At 64.3% G+C, this 15,226-nt stretch carries 12 protein-coding genes; 6 read left to right on the forward strand and 6 right to left on the reverse strand.

Annotated features, from left to right (window positions below; all coding sequences use genetic code 11):
• Positions 1 to 12: 12 nt before the first annotated feature.
• Complete coding sequence (locus P5W99_RS22925) at positions 13 to 1,383, reverse strand: MFS transporter (RefSeq protein ID WP_421025679.1); 1,371 nt, start codon at positions 1,381 to 1,383, stop codon at positions 13 to 15.
• A gap of 97 nt (positions 1,384 to 1,480) precedes the next feature.
• Positions 1,481 to 3,139: an ATP-dependent acyl-CoA ligase gene (locus P5W99_RS22930; RefSeq protein ID WP_421027019.1), complete on the reverse strand. Its 1,659-nt coding sequence runs from the start codon at positions 3,137 to 3,139 to the stop codon at positions 1,481 to 1,483.
• A gap of 107 nt (positions 3,140 to 3,246) precedes the next feature.
• Between P5W99_RS22930 and P5W99_RS22935 the strand changes: the two genes are divergently transcribed.
• Complete coding sequence (locus P5W99_RS22935) at positions 3,247 to 4,155, forward strand: LysR family transcriptional regulator (protein ID WP_421025680.1); 909 nt, start codon at positions 3,247 to 3,249, stop codon at positions 4,153 to 4,155.
• Between the two features lie 54 nt (positions 4,156 to 4,209).
• Here the strand turns inward: P5W99_RS22935 and P5W99_RS22940 are convergent, their stop codons facing one another.
• A complete protein-coding gene (locus P5W99_RS22940; protein ID WP_421025681.1) occupies positions 4,210 to 4,698 on the reverse strand; it encodes an Lrp/AsnC family transcriptional regulator in 489 nt (162 codons plus the stop codon).
• Between the two features lie 173 nt (positions 4,699 to 4,871).
• On the opposite strand from P5W99_RS22940, the gene P5W99_RS22945 reads away from it, so the two are divergent.
• Together P5W99_RS22945 and P5W99_RS22950 are read left to right on the forward strand one after the other, a co-directional pair.
• The gene (locus P5W99_RS22945; RefSeq protein ID WP_421025682.1) at positions 4,872 to 6,113 is read left to right on the forward strand and encodes a diaminopropionate ammonia-lyase; all 1,242 of its coding nucleotides are present in this window, start codon (positions 4,872 to 4,874) and stop codon (positions 6,111 to 6,113) included.
• Between the two features lie 30 nt (positions 6,114 to 6,143).
• Positions 6,144 to 7,307 (forward strand): M20 aminoacylase family protein, encoded by a 1,164-nt coding sequence (locus P5W99_RS22950; protein ID WP_421025683.1) that lies wholly within the window; start codon positions 6,144 to 6,146, stop codon positions 7,305 to 7,307.
• Between the two features lie 19 nt (positions 7,308 to 7,326).
• On the opposite strand, the gene P5W99_RS22955 is transcribed toward P5W99_RS22950, so the two are convergent.
• Positions 7,327 to 8,208 (reverse strand): alpha/beta hydrolase, encoded by an 882-nt coding sequence (locus P5W99_RS22955; protein WP_421025684.1) that lies wholly within the window; start codon positions 8,206 to 8,208, stop codon positions 7,327 to 7,329.
• A 314-nt stretch (positions 8,209 to 8,522) separates the two neighbouring features.
• On the opposite strand from P5W99_RS22955, the gene P5W99_RS22960 reads away from it, so the two are divergent.
• Positions 8,523 to 8,957, forward strand: a complete 435-nt coding sequence (locus P5W99_RS22960) for a hypothetical protein (RefSeq protein WP_421025685.1) — start codon at positions 8,523 to 8,525, stop codon at positions 8,955 to 8,957.
• 72 nt (positions 8,958 to 9,029) lie between these two features.
• Here P5W99_RS22960 and P5W99_RS22965 read toward each other — a convergent pair whose 3' ends face one another.
• A complete protein-coding gene (locus P5W99_RS22965; RefSeq protein WP_434663118.1) occupies positions 9,030 to 10,556 on the reverse strand; it encodes a methyl-accepting chemotaxis protein in 1,527 nt (508 codons plus the stop codon).
• Positions 10,557 to 10,700: 144 nt separating this feature from the next.
• Here P5W99_RS22965 and P5W99_RS22970 point away from each other — a divergent pair, with 144 nt between their 5' ends.
• Entirely contained in the window at positions 10,701 to 11,630 is a 930-nt protein-coding gene (locus P5W99_RS22970; protein WP_421025687.1) for a hypothetical protein, read from the forward strand.
• Between the two features lie 183 nt (positions 11,631 to 11,813).
• Here P5W99_RS22970 and P5W99_RS22975 read toward each other — a convergent pair whose 3' ends face one another.
• Positions 11,814 to 14,099 carry an NADP-dependent malic enzyme gene (locus P5W99_RS22975; RefSeq protein ID WP_421025688.1) on the reverse strand — a complete coding sequence of 762 codons (2,286 nt, stop codon included), beginning with the start codon at positions 14,097 to 14,099 and terminating at the stop codon, positions 11,814 to 11,816.
• Between the two features lie 151 nt (positions 14,100 to 14,250).
• Here P5W99_RS22975 and P5W99_RS22980 point away from each other — a divergent pair, with 151 nt between their 5' ends.
• Entirely contained in the window at positions 14,251 to 15,216 is a 966-nt protein-coding gene (locus P5W99_RS22980) for a LysR family transcriptional regulator (protein WP_421025689.1), read from the forward strand.
• Positions 15,217 to 15,226: the final 10 nt, after the last annotated feature.

Raw genomic sequence — 15,226 nt, forward strand, 5'->3', positions numbered from 1 at the left:
GATTCGTGTTCCTTATCGTGCGTTGTCGTATGGGCCATTGCGTGTGGCGCCGCGCACCGTTTCCCGCGTGCACATGAGAGCAATCACCGTAATGGCGCCCATCGCCATCAGCATCAGCGCGACGGGCCACGCCGCGTGATACTTCGCGAGCAGCGCGGTGGCGACGAGCGGCGAAAGCCCGCCCGCAAACACCGAGGCAATCTCGTGGCCCAGCGCCATGCCCGAATAGCGCACCTCCGTGCTGAAAAGCTCGCCCATCAGGCTCGGCTGCGTACCGATCATCGCGCCGTGGCACACCGCGTTGCCGAGCAGCAGCGCGAACCAGATGAGCGCGGGCGCCTTGGTGTCGAGCAGCCAGAAGAACGGAAACGCCACGACGATGAGCCCCACCGCGCCAATCAGATACACGGGCTTGCGGCCGATGCGGTCCGAGAGCCGGCCCCAGAGCAGCATCGTCGCGAGTTCCACCGTCATCGAGATCATCACGCCCGCGAGCATGACCGCGCCCGGCACGCCGATGAACTTGCCGTAGACGAGCGAGAACGCGAGGAAGATATACGAGCCGCCGTTCTCTGCCACGCGCAACCCCATGGCGACGAGAATCGCGCGCGGATGTTTGCGGATCGCGTCGAGCACCGGCATATGCGAAGTCTTGCCCGCCGCCTCGGACTTCGCGAATTCGGTGCTCTCCGGCAGCGTCGAGCGAATATAGACGCCTACTCCGAAGATGACGATGGAGAGCAGGAAAGGCACGCGCCAGCCCCAGCTCATGAAGCTCTCGCGCGGCAGCATCTGCACGGCGAAGAACACCGCCGCCGAGAGCACGAATCCGCCGCCCACGCCGATCTGGCTCCACGACGCGTAAAAGCCGCGCTTCTCCGGCGGCGCGGACTCGCTGATCATCAGCACGCCGCCGCCCCACTCGCCGCCCGATGCAATGCCCTGCACCACGCGCAGCAGCACGAGCAGCGCGGGCGCCCACAGGCCCACTTGACCGTAGGTGGGCAAAAGGCCGATGAGGAAAGTCGCGCCGCCCATCAGCGAGAGGGTCCAGACCAGCGCGCCCTTGCGCCCGTAGCGGTCGCCGATATGGCCGAACAGCACGCCGCCGAACGGGCGGGCCGCGAAACCCACGGCAAAGCCCGCAAATGCCGCGAGCGTGCCGATGAGCGGATCGGTGCCGCGCGGAAAGAACAGCTCGCCGAAAACAAGCGCCGCCGCCGTGCTGTAGAGAAAGAAGTCGTACCATTCGAGCGCGTTGCCCGCGACCGACGCCATGACGATGCGGCGCAAGGCGCGCGGATCGAGTGCATGCGCACGCGTGCGCGCGTCTGCGTGCGACGCGTCGGTTGCACCGGCGGAACAGGTTTGGGTATTTGCCATGCTGCTGCCTCCTCGTGCCTCTGATGGGCTATCGTGACTCGCTGGTGCCGCCGTGTCTCATGGGCGGCGTTGGGGATGCTGCGCTCGTGCGCTGCGGCTAGGTCCGCCCGAGCCGGTAGCCCGACGTCTCCAGGTCCCACGCCGTGGCCGTAATGCCGGCCTCGCGCAGCTTGTACTTCTGGATCTTGCCGTTTTCCGTGCGCGGCAGATCGGCCACGAAGTCGAGATAGCGCGGTACCGCGAAATATGGCAGACGCGGCTCGCAATAGCGGATCAGGGCGAGCGCGTCGAGCGCCGCGCCTTCGCGCAGCACCAGCGCGGCCATGACTTCGTCCTCCGCGAACTCCGACTTCACCGCATATACCGCGGCCGTCTCAACCGCCGGGTGACTCAACAGCACCTGCTCTACTTCGTATGACGAAATATTTTCTCCGCGGCGCCGGATGGCATCCTTGAGACGATCGACGAAACGATAGTAGCCGCTCGCCTCGCGCACCACCCGGTCGCCCGTGTGAAACCATAGGTTGCGCCATGCCTCCACGGTTTTCTCGGGCATGCCGAAATAGCCGCTCGCGAAGGCGAACGGCGTATCGGCGCGCAGAATCAACTCGCCCGCCTCGCCATCGGGCACTTCGCGGTCGTTCTCATCCACCACGCGCGCATCGAAACCCGGCACGAGCTTGCCCATATAGCCCGCGCGCTGATCGGCAATGCCGCCGCCGAGCACGAAGTTCGTCTCGGTCGAACCATAACCGTCGAGCAGTGCGATGCCGCAGCGCTCGGTGAATTCCAGCTGAAAATGCCCCGGCACGCCTGGCGCCAGCGCGATGCGCACATGGTGCGCCCGCTCCTGAGCGGACGCGGGGCGGCCCAGCAGAATCGGCACCATCGCGCCGAGCACGTACGTCACGGTAGCGCCGGTTTCGATGAGCGAGGCGAAGAAGCCGCTCGCCGAAAAGCGCCGATCCGCGACCAGTTGCGCATCGGACACCAGTGCCTGGAAAAACGCGTTGAGCGCGTTCGTATGAAAAAGCGGCAGGCACGTATAGAGCACGTCGCCGGGCACCACGCCCAGATGCCCCGCCGTAAGGCACGCCCACCAGTAGAACTGGGCGTGCGGGCAGATCACCCCCTTCGAGAGGCCCGAGGTGCCCGAGGTGTAGAGAATCGCAAACGCTTCGCCGTCGCCGATGCGCGGCGCGGGGAGCGGCTCGCCCAGCGGCGGCAGCGGCTGCACCACGATTTCGCGCGTCGCGGAGATACCGGCCGCCGGAGCGCCGCTGCCGTTGTGCGTTTCAGCGCTCTCGCCGCTCCTGGTGCTTTCAATCAGCCAGATCGATTCGAGCGCATGCGTTTGCGCATCGATGGCGTGCACCGCGCCCACGAGATGCGTTTCGGCCACCATGAGGCGCGCGCCCGAATTGCGCAGGATGTGTTCGAGTTGCATGCCGCGCGAAGCGGTGTTGATGGGCACGACCACGGCGCCCAGCCACCCGCAGCCCAGCACGATCTCCATGAACTCGCTGCGGTTCGTGCACAGCAGCGCGACGCGGTCGCCGCGCCGGATGCCGTGCGCCGCCAGCGCACCCGCCCGCCGTGCCGCGATCTCGAGTGCCTGTGCGCCGCTCCAGCTTGTCCTGCGGTCCGAGAACAGCGCAGCATCGCCGTTGCGTGCGGCGCGCGCCGCCAGCAAGGCCGGCAATGCAAGCGATTGCGCCTGCGCCGTCTCGCCGGCAAGCCCGGCGCCCGGGTTCATGCAGCCCATAAATCAGCCTCCTCGCAGTCTCACCAAAATCGATGAGCCCAGTCTAGGTTTGGGCTAAGATATCTGTCAAATTCATCAATATTATCAACATCATAAACATGGCTGATTTCAACGAAGCCGACCTGAATCTGGTGCGCGTGTTCCAGGCGATCCTCGAAGAACGCAGTCTCACGCGCGCGGGCCAGCGCCTGGGCCTTTCTCAGCCGGCCATCAGCTATGCCCTCGGCCGGCTGCGCGTGATGTTCGACGACCCGCTTTTCGTTCGCTCTCCTGATGGCATGCTGCCCACGCCCACGGCGCAGCAACTCGCGCTGCCGCTCGGTCGCGCGATTGCGTCGATACGCGAGGCGCTGCGCCACGGCGAGCCGTTCGACCCCGCCACGAGCTCGCGCGAGTTCCATCTTTCGATGACCGACGCCGGCGAGCAGTTCTTCCTGCCACCGCTGTGCGAAATGCTTCAGCGCGTGGCCCCGCATGTGAAGCTGGAGGCGCGCCAGGCACCGGTGGCCGAGGTGACCGAGCAGCTGCGCCTTGGGCAGCTCGATCTGGCCATCGGCAATCTGCCGGCGCTCAAGCCGCACACGCACAGCGCCCTGCTTTTCGACGAACCCTATGTATGCATGACGCGCCGGCGCGCGGGCCTACCCGCGAGGCGCATGTCGCGCGAGCGCTTCCTGGATATGCAGCACATCATGGTGGTATCGAGCGAGAGCAGCCATCGCACCATCAACGACTCACTGCGCGCGGCGGGACTCGACCGCAAGATCGCGCTGCGCGTGCCGCATTTTTCGGTGGTGCCGCAAATTCTGCGGCGCACCGACTGGATGGTGGCCTTGCCGCGCCGCGTCGCGCGCTTCTTCAACGAGTACGATCAGTTCGTCATCTACGATTTGCCGGTGGCAATGCCGAGCGTGGAGGTCACCGTGCACTGGCACGAAACCTTCGAGAATGACGAAGGCAACCGCTGGTTTCGCGAACTGACGATCGAGACGCTGCGCAAGGTGTGAGGCGGGAAGCTAGTGAACGGATGCCGCGTCGCCCGCGGGCAGCGCAACTTCGCCTCAGCCCTCGCCCTGCACGGCCGGCGCGACCGGGACTTCGAGCCCCACCTTCACGCGGCTCATGCTCACGAGCGTCTTGAAGCGCTTCACATTGTTGTTCGAGAAAAATAGCTGGCGCGTAAGTTCGGTGTATTGGTCCATATTGCGCACCGCGAGAATCAGCACGAAATCCCATTCGCCCGCTACGTAATAGCACTGCTGAATCTGCGGACACTGCGCAAAGGTGCGCTTCATGGCGTCGAGCAAATCGATCTGCTCGCTCTCGACCTCGATGGTCGCGACAATCGTGATCGGATGATCGACTTTTTCGGGCGCCACGATGGCCGCGTAGTGGTCGATCACGCCTTCGTCGGCGAGTCGCCGCAACCGGCGGTTGACCGCAGCGGTCGAGAGATTCACGCGCGCACCCAATTCGTTCTGCGGAATCTGCGCGTCGCGCTGCACCTCCATCAGCAATTTGCAATCGAAAGCGTCGAGATTTGTCGCCATTTCACCATTGACCCGAGGTTCGTTTTCGCCTGGAAAATCGATATTTTTTTGCGTATACGGTCGCGATTATGAGACTTTTTCGCATGGCATGCGCAATATCATTTCCTGGTCGACGGCGTTCGCGCCGTGAATTCAAATCGTCGAGGCCACTTTGGCCCAGGAGCCCCCGTCACATGCCGCTCGCCCATTCCCGCGCCGACCGCAGCCCTTACCCCGAGACGCTTCGCGCAATCCTGAACGTGAAATCGGCCGATCAAAGCCGCGCCTGGCTCGCCCATTGGGATTTGATCAGCCCGGAGCCGACGCCGCTCTGGGACCTGCCCCACGCCGCCGCGCAACTCGGCATCGCGCGGCTCGCCGTAAAGGACGAATCGCTGCGCTCGCCGCTGTGCAGCTTCAAGGCGCTCGGCGCGCCTATTGCGTTGATGCGGCTGATCGTGCGCCTCTGGCCCACCCACGACATCGATCCGCAAGCGCTGATCGCCGGCCGACATCGCGAACTCGTGCCGAACTTCACCGTCATCAGCGCGACCGACGGCAACCACGGCAAAGCGCTTGCCGCAGCGGCGCAATCGATCGGATGCCACTGCGTGATCGTCCTGCACGCGAACGTCAGCGCGGAGCGCGAGCAAGCCATTGCGGCCTACGGCGCGCGCATCGTGCGCATTGCGGGCAATTACGACGAATCGGTGGAGCATGCGGCACAACTCGCCAAGGACAACGGCTGGCACGTCGTGTCCGACACCTCCTATGAAGGATACGAAGCCATTCCGCGCGACGTCATGCAGGGATACGGCACGATCGCGGCGGAAGTCATCGAGCAATCGAGCACAACCTCGGGCGAACCGGCCTTCACGCACGTCTTCCTGCAAGGCGGCGTAGGCGGGCTCGCAGCGGGCGTAGCCAGCTACCTGTGGGAGCACTACGGCGCGAATCGCCCGCGCTTCGTCGTGGTCGAGCCGCGCCAGGCCGATTGCCTCTATCAAAGCGCGCTCGCGGGACACGCCGCGAAAGCCACGGGTTCGGTCGACTCCGTCATGGCCGGCCTCGCGTGCGGAGAGACCTCGCCGCTCGCGTGGAAGATCCTTCAAGCGTGCATCGACGACTTCATGCTCATCGAGGACGACGACGCGGTAGCGGCCATGCGCGCGCTCGCCGCCGGGTCGGATGACGACGTGCCCATCGTTTCCGGCGAATCGGGCGCCGCCGGCCTCGCCGGTCTCGCGAAGCTGCTGCACGATCCCGCTCTCGCTCATGCGGTGGAACTCAATGCGCAATCGCGCGTGTTGCTGATCAGCACCGAAGGCGCAACGGCTCCCGGCGTGTATGCGGAACTCGTTGGCGAAAGCGCCGACACGGTGGCCGCACGCCGCGACGAACGGACCGCACAATCGAACTCGCAACCGGCGCGCTAACCCTGAACCGGCATCGACAAGGACGCATCCATGGAAAGCACCCTGCAAGGACAATTGAAAAGTTGGCGCCGGTATCTGCACCAACGCCCGGAAACCGGCTTCGAGGAAGTCGACACGTCCGACTACATCGCCGGCATCCTGAAGACGTTGGGCCTCGAGGTCCATCGCCGCATCGGCGGCACGGGGCTGGTGGCGAACCTCACGGTCGGCAGCGGCAAGCGCGCAATCGGCCTGCGCGCCGACATGGATGCGCTGAATATCGCCGAATGCGCGCCGGGCCGCGAACATGCCTCGCTCAATGCAGGAAAGATGCATGCGTGCGGGCACGACGGCCATATGTCGATAATCCTCGGCGCTGCCCGCCTGCTCGCCGAACGTCGCGATTTCGACGGCACCGTGCGCTTTATCTTTCAACCCGCCGAAGAGCATGGCCGTGGCGCGAAAGCGATGATGGCCGACGGCCTGTTCGAGCGCTTTCCCGTGGACGCGATTTTCGGCGCGCACAACATGCCCGGCATGCGCGCCGGCACCTTTGCGACGCGCGCGGGCGGCATCATGGCGAGCGAAGATAATTTCGTTATCCACATCAAAGGACGAGGCACGCACGCAGCGCGCCCGCACATGGGCGTGGACCCTATCGTCATCGCCTCGCAAATCGTGCTCGCCTTGCAGACGATCGTTTCGCGCAATCTCGATCCGGGCCTGCAAGCCGTGATTTCATGCACGGAATTCATCACGGATGGTATCCGCAATGTCATTCCGTCGAATGTGATCATCAAAGGCGATACACGGAGTTATTCAAAAGAAGTGCAAACGCTGCTCGAAACGCGCATGCGGGAAATCAGCGTGGGCCTGTGCGCGACGCATGGCGTGGAATGCAGCTTCGAATACACGCATGAGTTCGCGCCCACGGTCAACTCGCCCGAATATCTCGATGTCGCCGTCAACGCCGCGCGCAACGTCGCCGGTGAAGCGGCCGTCGACGCGAACGTCCAGCCGATGATGATCTCAGAGGATTTCGGGGCGTTTCTTCAGGCCGTGCCCGGCAATTTCGTCTTCATCGGCAACGGCGATGTGCCCGAGCGCGGCGGCACGCCGCTCCACAACGCGCGCTATGATTTCAACGATGACATTCTGATGACCGGCGCGCGCTATTTCGCGGAGCTCGCGCGGCTCGAATTGCCGGTTCGCTGACGCGCGAGTCGAATCGACATCAGACTTGCCGCGCGGGCGCGTGCCACCCGTTATGCCTGAACGAGGTGGCAAAGAATAAGACCTGATAGCGAATGGCATTCGACCAGTACGGCCACGTATGCCCGCCTGGGCGCTCGGCGTAATCGTGCGGCACGCCCAGCGCAATGAGCCTGTCGTGCAGCGCGCGGTTCGACTGCACAAAATAATCGCTCACGCCGCAATCGATGGTGAGCGCGATATGCGCATGCTCGAAACCGCCCGCGTCCTCCACGATGGCATTGCGGGTCCAGAAGTCGGCATGGAGCGCCGGATTGCCGAATACGCGGTCGATGCCGGGTTCGTCCTCGCAATTGCGCGGATCGACCGCGCCGCTGATGCTGCCGGCCGCGCCAAACGTCTCGCGATGATCGAGCGCGATGCGCAGCGCGCCAAAGCCGCCCATGCTCAGACCCGTGATTGCGCGCGTCTCGCGCGAGGCGAGCGTGCGGAAATGCGCGTCGATATACGACACCACCTCGGTGCCCACATAGGTTTCGTAGCGGCTCGCGGGATCGAACGGGCTGTCGATGTACCAGCTTTCACGGCCGCCGTCGGGCATCACGAGTATCACGTGATAGCGGTCCGCCAGCTTGCCGATACGCGTATTCGAGGTCCAGTCCGCATGATTGCCGCCCGAACCGTGCAGCACGTAAATCACCGGATAGCGCGCCGTGCCGTTGCCGCGCGCGTAGTCGCCGGGCAACACCACGGTGGCGCCGAATGCGCGATTCATCGCCGCGCTGGGGATCGAGACGATTCTCGTCTGGAAGGCCCAGCCAGGCGCGCTCAGGCCCAGCGCGAAAAGCGAGGCCAGAAGTAGCGCGAGAGACTTGATGGGCCGAAACGCGCGGGCTGTATGCATGAAGTGGTCGATCTGGTTCGAACTGCCACGGAAGGCACGACACCTGCAGCGACTCTAGCAGCGGGCACTTACAGCCAAATTTCTGCGAACCCTACAACTCCATTCACACAGGGCGCTTATTCCAGCGCTTTCATCAGAGCAATACCGACCCCAGTTTCAATCCGATTATTTTGATGCGTGCAATGGCCCGCGATTGCATTACGAAAGCCGCGATTATTTTGTTACACGTCTTACCCCACGAACCCACGCTTGTTACAGAGACCTTTCATGTTGGTCGCTATACTCAGCACCGTCTTAAAACAAGTGGGTTAACCATGTCGAAAAAATTCATCCCGATGGTTGCGATTGCGGCGCTGGCCGCTGCGGTTTCGTTGCCCGCCACGGCTGGCGACATGAACAACGCGCTGGGTGGCGGGCTGGGCGGTCTGGCCGGCGCGGCAATCGGCGGCGCAGTAGGCGGCCCCACGGGCTCCGTGATCGGCGGCGCGGTGGGCGGCGGCGCAGGCGGCGCAGTCACGTCGAACCGCCGCGAGCGCACGGGCGCCATCATCGGCGGCGCGCTGGGCGGCGGCGCGGGCACGGCAGCGGGCAACGCCATGGGCGGACGCAGCGGCGGCCTCGTTGGCGCGGCGTTGGGCGGCGGCGCCGGTGCCGCGCTCGGCGGCAATATCTCGCGCTCCAACTCTTATTCCAACGATTACCGCTATGGCGGCCACCATCGCCATGGCAAGCATCATCATTGGGACTAAGCCCTGATTGGGGACTAAGCCATCATTGGAGTCCGTGGGTTAATCTCCGGTTCGGCTTGAAAGGCTCGCGACTCACGCGAGCCTGAACACCCCTACCGCCTCACGCAATTCCACCGCCTGTTCGGCGAGCGCATGCGCTGCCGCGGAGGCCTCCTCGACGAGCGCCGCATTGTGCTGCGTGGTCTCGTCCATCTGCGTGACAGCCACGTTCACCTGCTCGATGCCGGTGCTCTGCTCCCGCGAAGCCGTGGCGATTTCGCCGACGATTGCCGTCACGCGCTCGACCGCGCCAACCATTTCCCCGATCACGTTGCCCGCATCGTTCACGAGCGCCGAGCCCGCATCGACGCGTTGCGCGGAAGCCTCGATCAGCGCCTTGATTTCCTTCGCCGCCGCGCCGCTGCGCTGCGCGAGCGAACGCACTTCAGCGGCCACCACGGCAAAGCCGCGCCCCTCCTCGCCGGCACGCGCGGCCTCGACCGCTGCGTTCAACGCCAGCATATTCGTCTGAAACGCAATGCCATCGATCACGGCGATGATATCGACGATCTCGCCCGAGCTCGACGCAATCCCGCGCATGGTGTCGACTACCTCGGTCATCAACTGCTTGCTGCGCGCCGCCGTCTGTGCCGCGTCGCCGGCCAGCCGCGCTGCCTGTTGCGCGTTTTGCGCATTCTGGCGCACGGTGGCCGTGATCTCTTCCATGCTCGCCGCCGTTTCTTCGAGCGAAGCGGCCTGCTCTTCCGTACGCGATGAAAGCCCGTGGTTGCCCGCCGCGATTTGACCGCTCGCCGAGGCCACGCCCTCGGCATGACCGCGCACCTTGCTCACCACGCCCGCAAGGCTGCGCTGCATGCTCTTGAGCGCCGCGAGCAGCATTGCGGTTTCGTCGCGGCCGCCCGTTTGAACTTCGAAGGCGAGATCGCCGTTGGCCACCGCGCGCGTGCAGTCGAGCGCGCGAGCGAGCGGCCGCGTCACGGTGCGGCTGAAGAGCCAGCTGCCCGTCATGGAAACGATCAAGGCAGCCACCATCAACACGGCGCTGATCGCCGTCGCGCGACGCGCATCGCTAGCCGCATCGGCCGATACCTGGGCGGCCTGCGCCGCGATCCGGCGCGCCGCTTCGCCGAGCAACGCGGCGGGCGCGCGATCGACGCCGGCCACTGCATGATCGCCAGCGGCGGCATCGAAGCCCGCTGCCTTGAAGGCCGCGAACCCCACGCGATAACCTTGCCCCATCGCCGTGTGCGCAGCGGCAAACCGCTCGACCAGGTCGCGGCTCTCGCCTGCGGGCAAATTCGTTCTCAATTGTGCGGCGAGCGCGTCCACTTCGCGCTCACGCGCCTCGAACGCGGACCAGTGCTTCTCCAGCAGCGCCGGATCCTTGCCGCGCAGCAGCGTGTCCTTCCATTCCTGCACCTGCACCTTGAAGACGACCAGCATAGCCGTCGCCGCACGCTCGTTGGCTACGCTGTTCTGCACCGTCGTGCCGTAAACATTGAGCGACTGATTCAGCGAATAGATTCCGTAGAGCGCGCCGGCGAACATCAAGACGAGGGCCGCCGCGAACGCAAGCGGAATCTTCAGGGTCAACTTCATCTTTGTTTCCTTGCCGCTTCATTCATGTTTCATTTTCGATTGCCTTTCGTGACGCATTCGCGCCACGCCGGTGGTATCGGCATTCGCATGAAAAACTGAAGGGGGGCGAAGAAAAGCCGGATTTGCTGCATCCAATGCGCGCTAATGAACAGTCGCCTCCTCCTGGCAGATATGACAATATCGCGACACTACCGATGCATCGACGAAAAACGACTCAAAGCATCGTGTGCGTACTTCGACAAAACGGTAATCGAACGCCGTCGAAACGGCGCGGGAGTCTGGGATGCAGACAATCTCTTTCGGGGAATGCGTCGCTGGGGCATGGCGCGACGCCGGGAACATGGTGCTGCAGCGGCCGCTGTTCATTGCCGCATGCACCACCGCCATTTTTTCACACGCTTCATTCAGGTCTCGCTGGGTGACCTTCCCGCACCGCATTCCATGCAGGTGATGCTCGCGATCGGCGCATTGTGGCTGGTAAAGCTCCTGCTCACGAATGCCGTTGTCGTACAGGCGATGCGCTACGTGGTGCTCGGCGATGACGCCATCGCCATCGACACCTTGGTTGGCCGCGATTACTGGCGCTATTTGGGGCTGACGTATGGCCTGACGGTGGTCATGATCGTCGCGGTGGTGGCCGGCGCCCTGCTCGTTGCAACGGCGTCGCGCTTCCTTGGCATCCACGGGCATGTGCGTGCGCTCTCCATGACAAGCGCATGCGCCATGGCGTTAGCCGCAATCTGGGTGAATGTGAGGCTATGCCTCCTGTCGAGTCACGTCGCGATCGGCAGGCCGCTAAGCTGGCGCGCCGCCTGGCGTGACACTCACGAGCACGCCATGACCATCATCGGCACCTGGCTCACGATCGCCCTGACGATATGTATTGCCGCGGTCCTGATCATGGGAATCGCCGCATTAATCTCCCACGCTCTTCGCGACGGCCGCCACGGCCCCGTGCTCCAGTTCGCGCAGATTCTGGTTCTGGTCGCCGCGTTGAGCATCTCCGGTGCCGGTTCGGGCTGGATCTACCGGCGCTACGCAACGGGTTTTATCACCCCACCCCGAGGTCTGTGAACCGGACCGCGTATCGCAATCGGGCAATCGGGCAATCGGGCAATCGGGCAATCGGGCAATCGGGCAATCGGGCAATCGGGCAATCGGCACCCAAGCAAAAAAGGCAGTAGTCCTTGCGGACCACTGCCTTTCTTCATCGATCGTGCCTGATCAGACGCGATTCAGACACGACTCATACGCAACTCAGTCGCGATTGGCCTGAAGCACCGTCAACGCCGTCATATTGATGATGCGTCGCACCGTCGAGCTCGACGTGAGCACGTTCACCGGTGCATTCACGCCGAGCAGGAACGGCCCCACCGCCACGTTGCTGCCCGCGCCGGTCTTGAGCAGGTTGTACGCGATGTTCCCCGAGTCCACGTTCGGGCACACCAGCAGATTCGCCGCGCCCTTGAGCTTCGAATGCGGGAGGATTCGCTGGCGCAGCGCTTCGTCGAGCGCGCAGTCGCCGTGCATCTCGCCGTCCACTTCCAGATCGGGGTTCTGCTCGGTCACGAGCTTGAGCACTTCGCGCATCTTCGCGCCCGATGCCGAGCTGCCCGAGCCGAAGTTCGAGCGCGAGAGCAGCGCGACCTTCGGTGCGAGATTGAGCCATTCCATCTGGCGCGCCGCCGCGAGCGTGAACTCGGCGATCTGCTCGGCGTTCGGGTTGTCGTTCACGTGTGTGTCCACGATGGCGACCGTGCGCTTGTCGAGCAGCAGGATGTTCATCGCTGCGTAGGTCCTCGCGCCACGGCGCATGCCGATCGCTTCGTCGACGAAGCGCAGGTGATCGTGATACGCGCCCACGGTGCCGCAAATCATGCCGTCCGCGTCGCCCAGGCGCACCATCATCGCACCAATCAGCGTGAGGCGGCGGCGCATTTCCACGCGCGCCATTTCCTTCGAGATGCCGTCGCGGCAACGCAGTTCCCAATACGTGGTCCAGTATTGATGGAAGCGTTCGTCATACTCAGGATTCGTCACTTCCACATCTTCGCCGAGCTTCAGGCGCAAGCCGAACTTCTCGATGCGCGCAAGCAGCACTTCGGGACGGCCGATCAGGATCGGACGCGCGAGCTTCTCGTCGACGATCACCTGCACCGCGCGCAGCACGCGCTCTTCCTCGCCTTCCGCGAACACGATGCGCGCCTTCGCGCCATCGCGCACGAATTGCTTGGCCGCCGCGAAGATCGGCTTCATGAACGCGCCCGAGTGATACACGAACTGCTGGAGCTCGTTCGTGTAGGCGCCGAAGTCGTCGATCGGACGCGTCGCCACGCCGTCTTCCATCGCGGCCTTCGCCACCGCCGGCGCGATGCGCACGATGAGGCGCGAGTCGAAGGGACGCGGAATCAGGTACTTCGGACCGAAGCGCAGATCGTAAGCGCCGTAGGCCGCGGCCACCGAGTCATTGACCTCTTCTTCGGCGAGCTTCGCGATCGCGTGCACCGCCGCGATTTCCATGTTGCGCGTGATGGTCGTTGCGCCCACATCGAGTGCGCCGCGGAAAATGTACGGGAAGCACAGAACGTTGTTGACCTGGTTCGGGAAGTCCGAGCGGCCCGTGGCGATCACCGCGTCCGGGCGCGCTTCGAGCGCGACCTCGGGGAAGATTTCCGGCGTGGGGTTGGCAAGCGCGAGAATGAACGGCTGGTCCGCCATCTTCTTGACCATTTCCGGCTTGAGCACGCCGCCGGCGGAGAGGCCGAGGAACACGTCCGCGCCTTCGATCACTTCGGCAAGCGAGCGCGCAGAGGTGTCCTGCGCGAAGCGCTCCTTGTCCGGGTCCATCAGTTCGGTGCGGCCCTGATAGACCACGCCCGCGAGGTCGGTCACCCAGATGTTCTTGAGCGGCAGGCCCAGATCCACCATCAGGTCCAGACACGCGAGCGCCGCTGCGCCCGCGCCCGAGGCCACGACCTTGACCTTCGAAATGTCCTTGCCCACCACTTTCAGGCCGTTCAGGAACGCGGCCGAAACGGTAATGGCGGTGCCGTGCTGATCGTCGTGGAAGACTGGAATCTTCATGCGCTCGCGCAGCTTGCGCTCGACCGTGAAGCAGTCCGGCGCCTTGATGTCTTCCAGATTGATGCCGCCAAAGGTGGCTTCGAGGCTCGCGACGATGTCCACGAGCTTGTCGGGATCGCTTTCGGTGATTTCGATGTCGAACACGTCGATGCCGGCGAACTTCTTGAACAGCACCGCCTTGCCTTCCATGACCGGCTTGGAAGCGAGCGCGCCGATATTGCCGAGGCCCAGCACGGCCGTGCCGTTCGTGATCACGCCCACCAGATTGCCGCGCGCCGTGTAGCGGAACGAGTTCTGCGGGTCGGTGACAATTTCCTCGCAGGCCACCGCCACGCCGGGCGTATAGGCGAGCGCGAGATCGCGCTGGGTGACCAGCGGCTTGCTGGCCGTGACCGAAATCTTGCCCGGGGTGGGGAATTCGTGGTACTCGAGGGCGGCCTGACGTTCGGTCTTATTCATGTTCCTCACTCCAATATGGTGCCGGCCGCCATGGCGGCGCACCGGTTGTGTTCGAATGAGGGCCATTCTAGAGAGCCGGCATAACGACCCCATTTTGATTTAGTATGGGGCCATTATTTTTTCCTGATACCCCTCCTGGGGCTTGCCGGCCGTGTCATTCAGTACCGAAGAAGTCACGAGGCGCCTGAACGCGCGCCTGAAAATGCGCCATCTGGTGCTGCTGCTGCAGATCCGCCAGCACGGCTCGCTCACGCGGGTGGCCGAGTACATGGCCACCAGCCAGCCGGCGGTGACCAACGCGCTGGCCGAGATGGAGAGCCTGTTCGGCGCGCCGCTGTTCGATCGCTCGCCGCGCGGCATGACGCCCACGGCGCTCGGCAATGTCGTGCTGGCCCGCGCGCAGGCCATGTTGCACGACCTCGACCACCTCGCGCGCGACATCGAAGCGGTGCATGCGGGCCATGCCACGCGCATGCACGTGGGCGTGATTCCGTTCATTTCGGGGCGCACGCTTGCCGCGGCGATCCGGCTCGCGCAGTCGCGCCTGCCACAGCGCGTGACCATGACGATTCACGAAGGCACGACCGACACGCTGCTGCCGCGCCTGCGCGACCACACGCTCGACCTCGTGATCGGGCGCGCATCGTCGACCGCCGACGTGAACCAGGTGCGTTTCGACGTGCTGTACCAGCAGACGCCGCGCTTGATCGCGAGCCGACGCCTCGCCGCGCGGCTCGGCCGCGCCAAGTCGAGCTGGCAGAAACTCGCGGAACTGGAATGGATTTTGGGCGCGCCGAACACGCCCATGCGCGAGCAGATTTCCGACCTCTTCCTGCACGCGGGCGTGGCGCCGCCGGTGCCGATCATGGAGAGCTATACGTCGCGGCTGATCGGCGAAATGATCGCGACGAACGAGAATGCGGTGTCGATCGTGCCCGCCGATATCGCCGAGGAACTCGTGCATATCGCGGGCGTGGCGATCGTGCCCTACACCTTCGACTGGACGCTGCCGCCCATTGCGCTCTTCACGCGCGCGGGCGTGCAGCGCGAAGCGGATACCGTGTTCGGGCAGGCGTTGCGCGAGCTTTATCTGGAAGGGGAGGCGGGGCGGCGGTGATACCAGGGCG

This window comes from Paraburkholderia sp. A3BS-1L (assembly GCF_051125215.1).
Lineage (GTDB): Bacteria > Pseudomonadota > Gammaproteobacteria > Burkholderiales > Burkholderiaceae > Paraburkholderia.

Excerpts from the sequence above, each read along its gene's own strand:
- P5W99_RS22925 (WP_421025679.1), bottom strand. The coding sequence starts at position 1,383 with ATGGCAAATACCCAAACCTGTTCCGCCGGTGCAACCGACGCGTCGCAC.
- P5W99_RS22930 (WP_421027019.1), bottom strand. The coding sequence starts at position 3,139 with ATGAACCCGGGCGCCGGGCTTGCCGGCGAGACGGCGCAGGCGCAATCG.
- P5W99_RS22935 (WP_421025680.1), top strand. The coding sequence starts at position 3,247 with ATGGCTGATTTCAACGAAGCCGACCTGAATCTGGTGCGCGTGTTCCAG.
- P5W99_RS22940 (WP_421025681.1), bottom strand. The coding sequence starts at position 4,698 with ATGGCGACAAATCTCGACGCTTTCGATTGCAAATTGCTGATGGAGGTG.
- P5W99_RS22945 (WP_421025682.1), top strand. The coding sequence starts at position 4,872 with ATGCCGCTCGCCCATTCCCGCGCCGACCGCAGCCCTTACCCCGAGACG.
- P5W99_RS22950 (WP_421025683.1), top strand. The coding sequence starts at position 6,144 with ATGGAAAGCACCCTGCAAGGACAATTGAAAAGTTGGCGCCGGTATCTG.
- P5W99_RS22955 (WP_421025684.1), bottom strand. The coding sequence starts at position 8,208 with ATGCATACAGCCCGCGCGTTTCGGCCCATCAAGTCTCTCGCGCTACTT.
- P5W99_RS22960 (WP_421025685.1), top strand. The coding sequence starts at position 8,523 with ATGTCGAAAAAATTCATCCCGATGGTTGCGATTGCGGCGCTGGCCGCT.
- P5W99_RS22965 (WP_434663118.1), bottom strand. The coding sequence starts at position 10,556 with ATGAAGTTGACCCTGAAGATTCCGCTTGCGTTCGCGGCGGCCCTCGTC.
- P5W99_RS22970 (WP_421025687.1), top strand. The coding sequence starts at position 10,701 with ATGAACAGTCGCCTCCTCCTGGCAGATATGACAATATCGCGACACTAC.
- P5W99_RS22975 (WP_421025688.1), bottom strand. The coding sequence starts at position 14,099 with ATGAATAAGACCGAACGTCAGGCCGCCCTCGAGTACCACGAATTCCCC.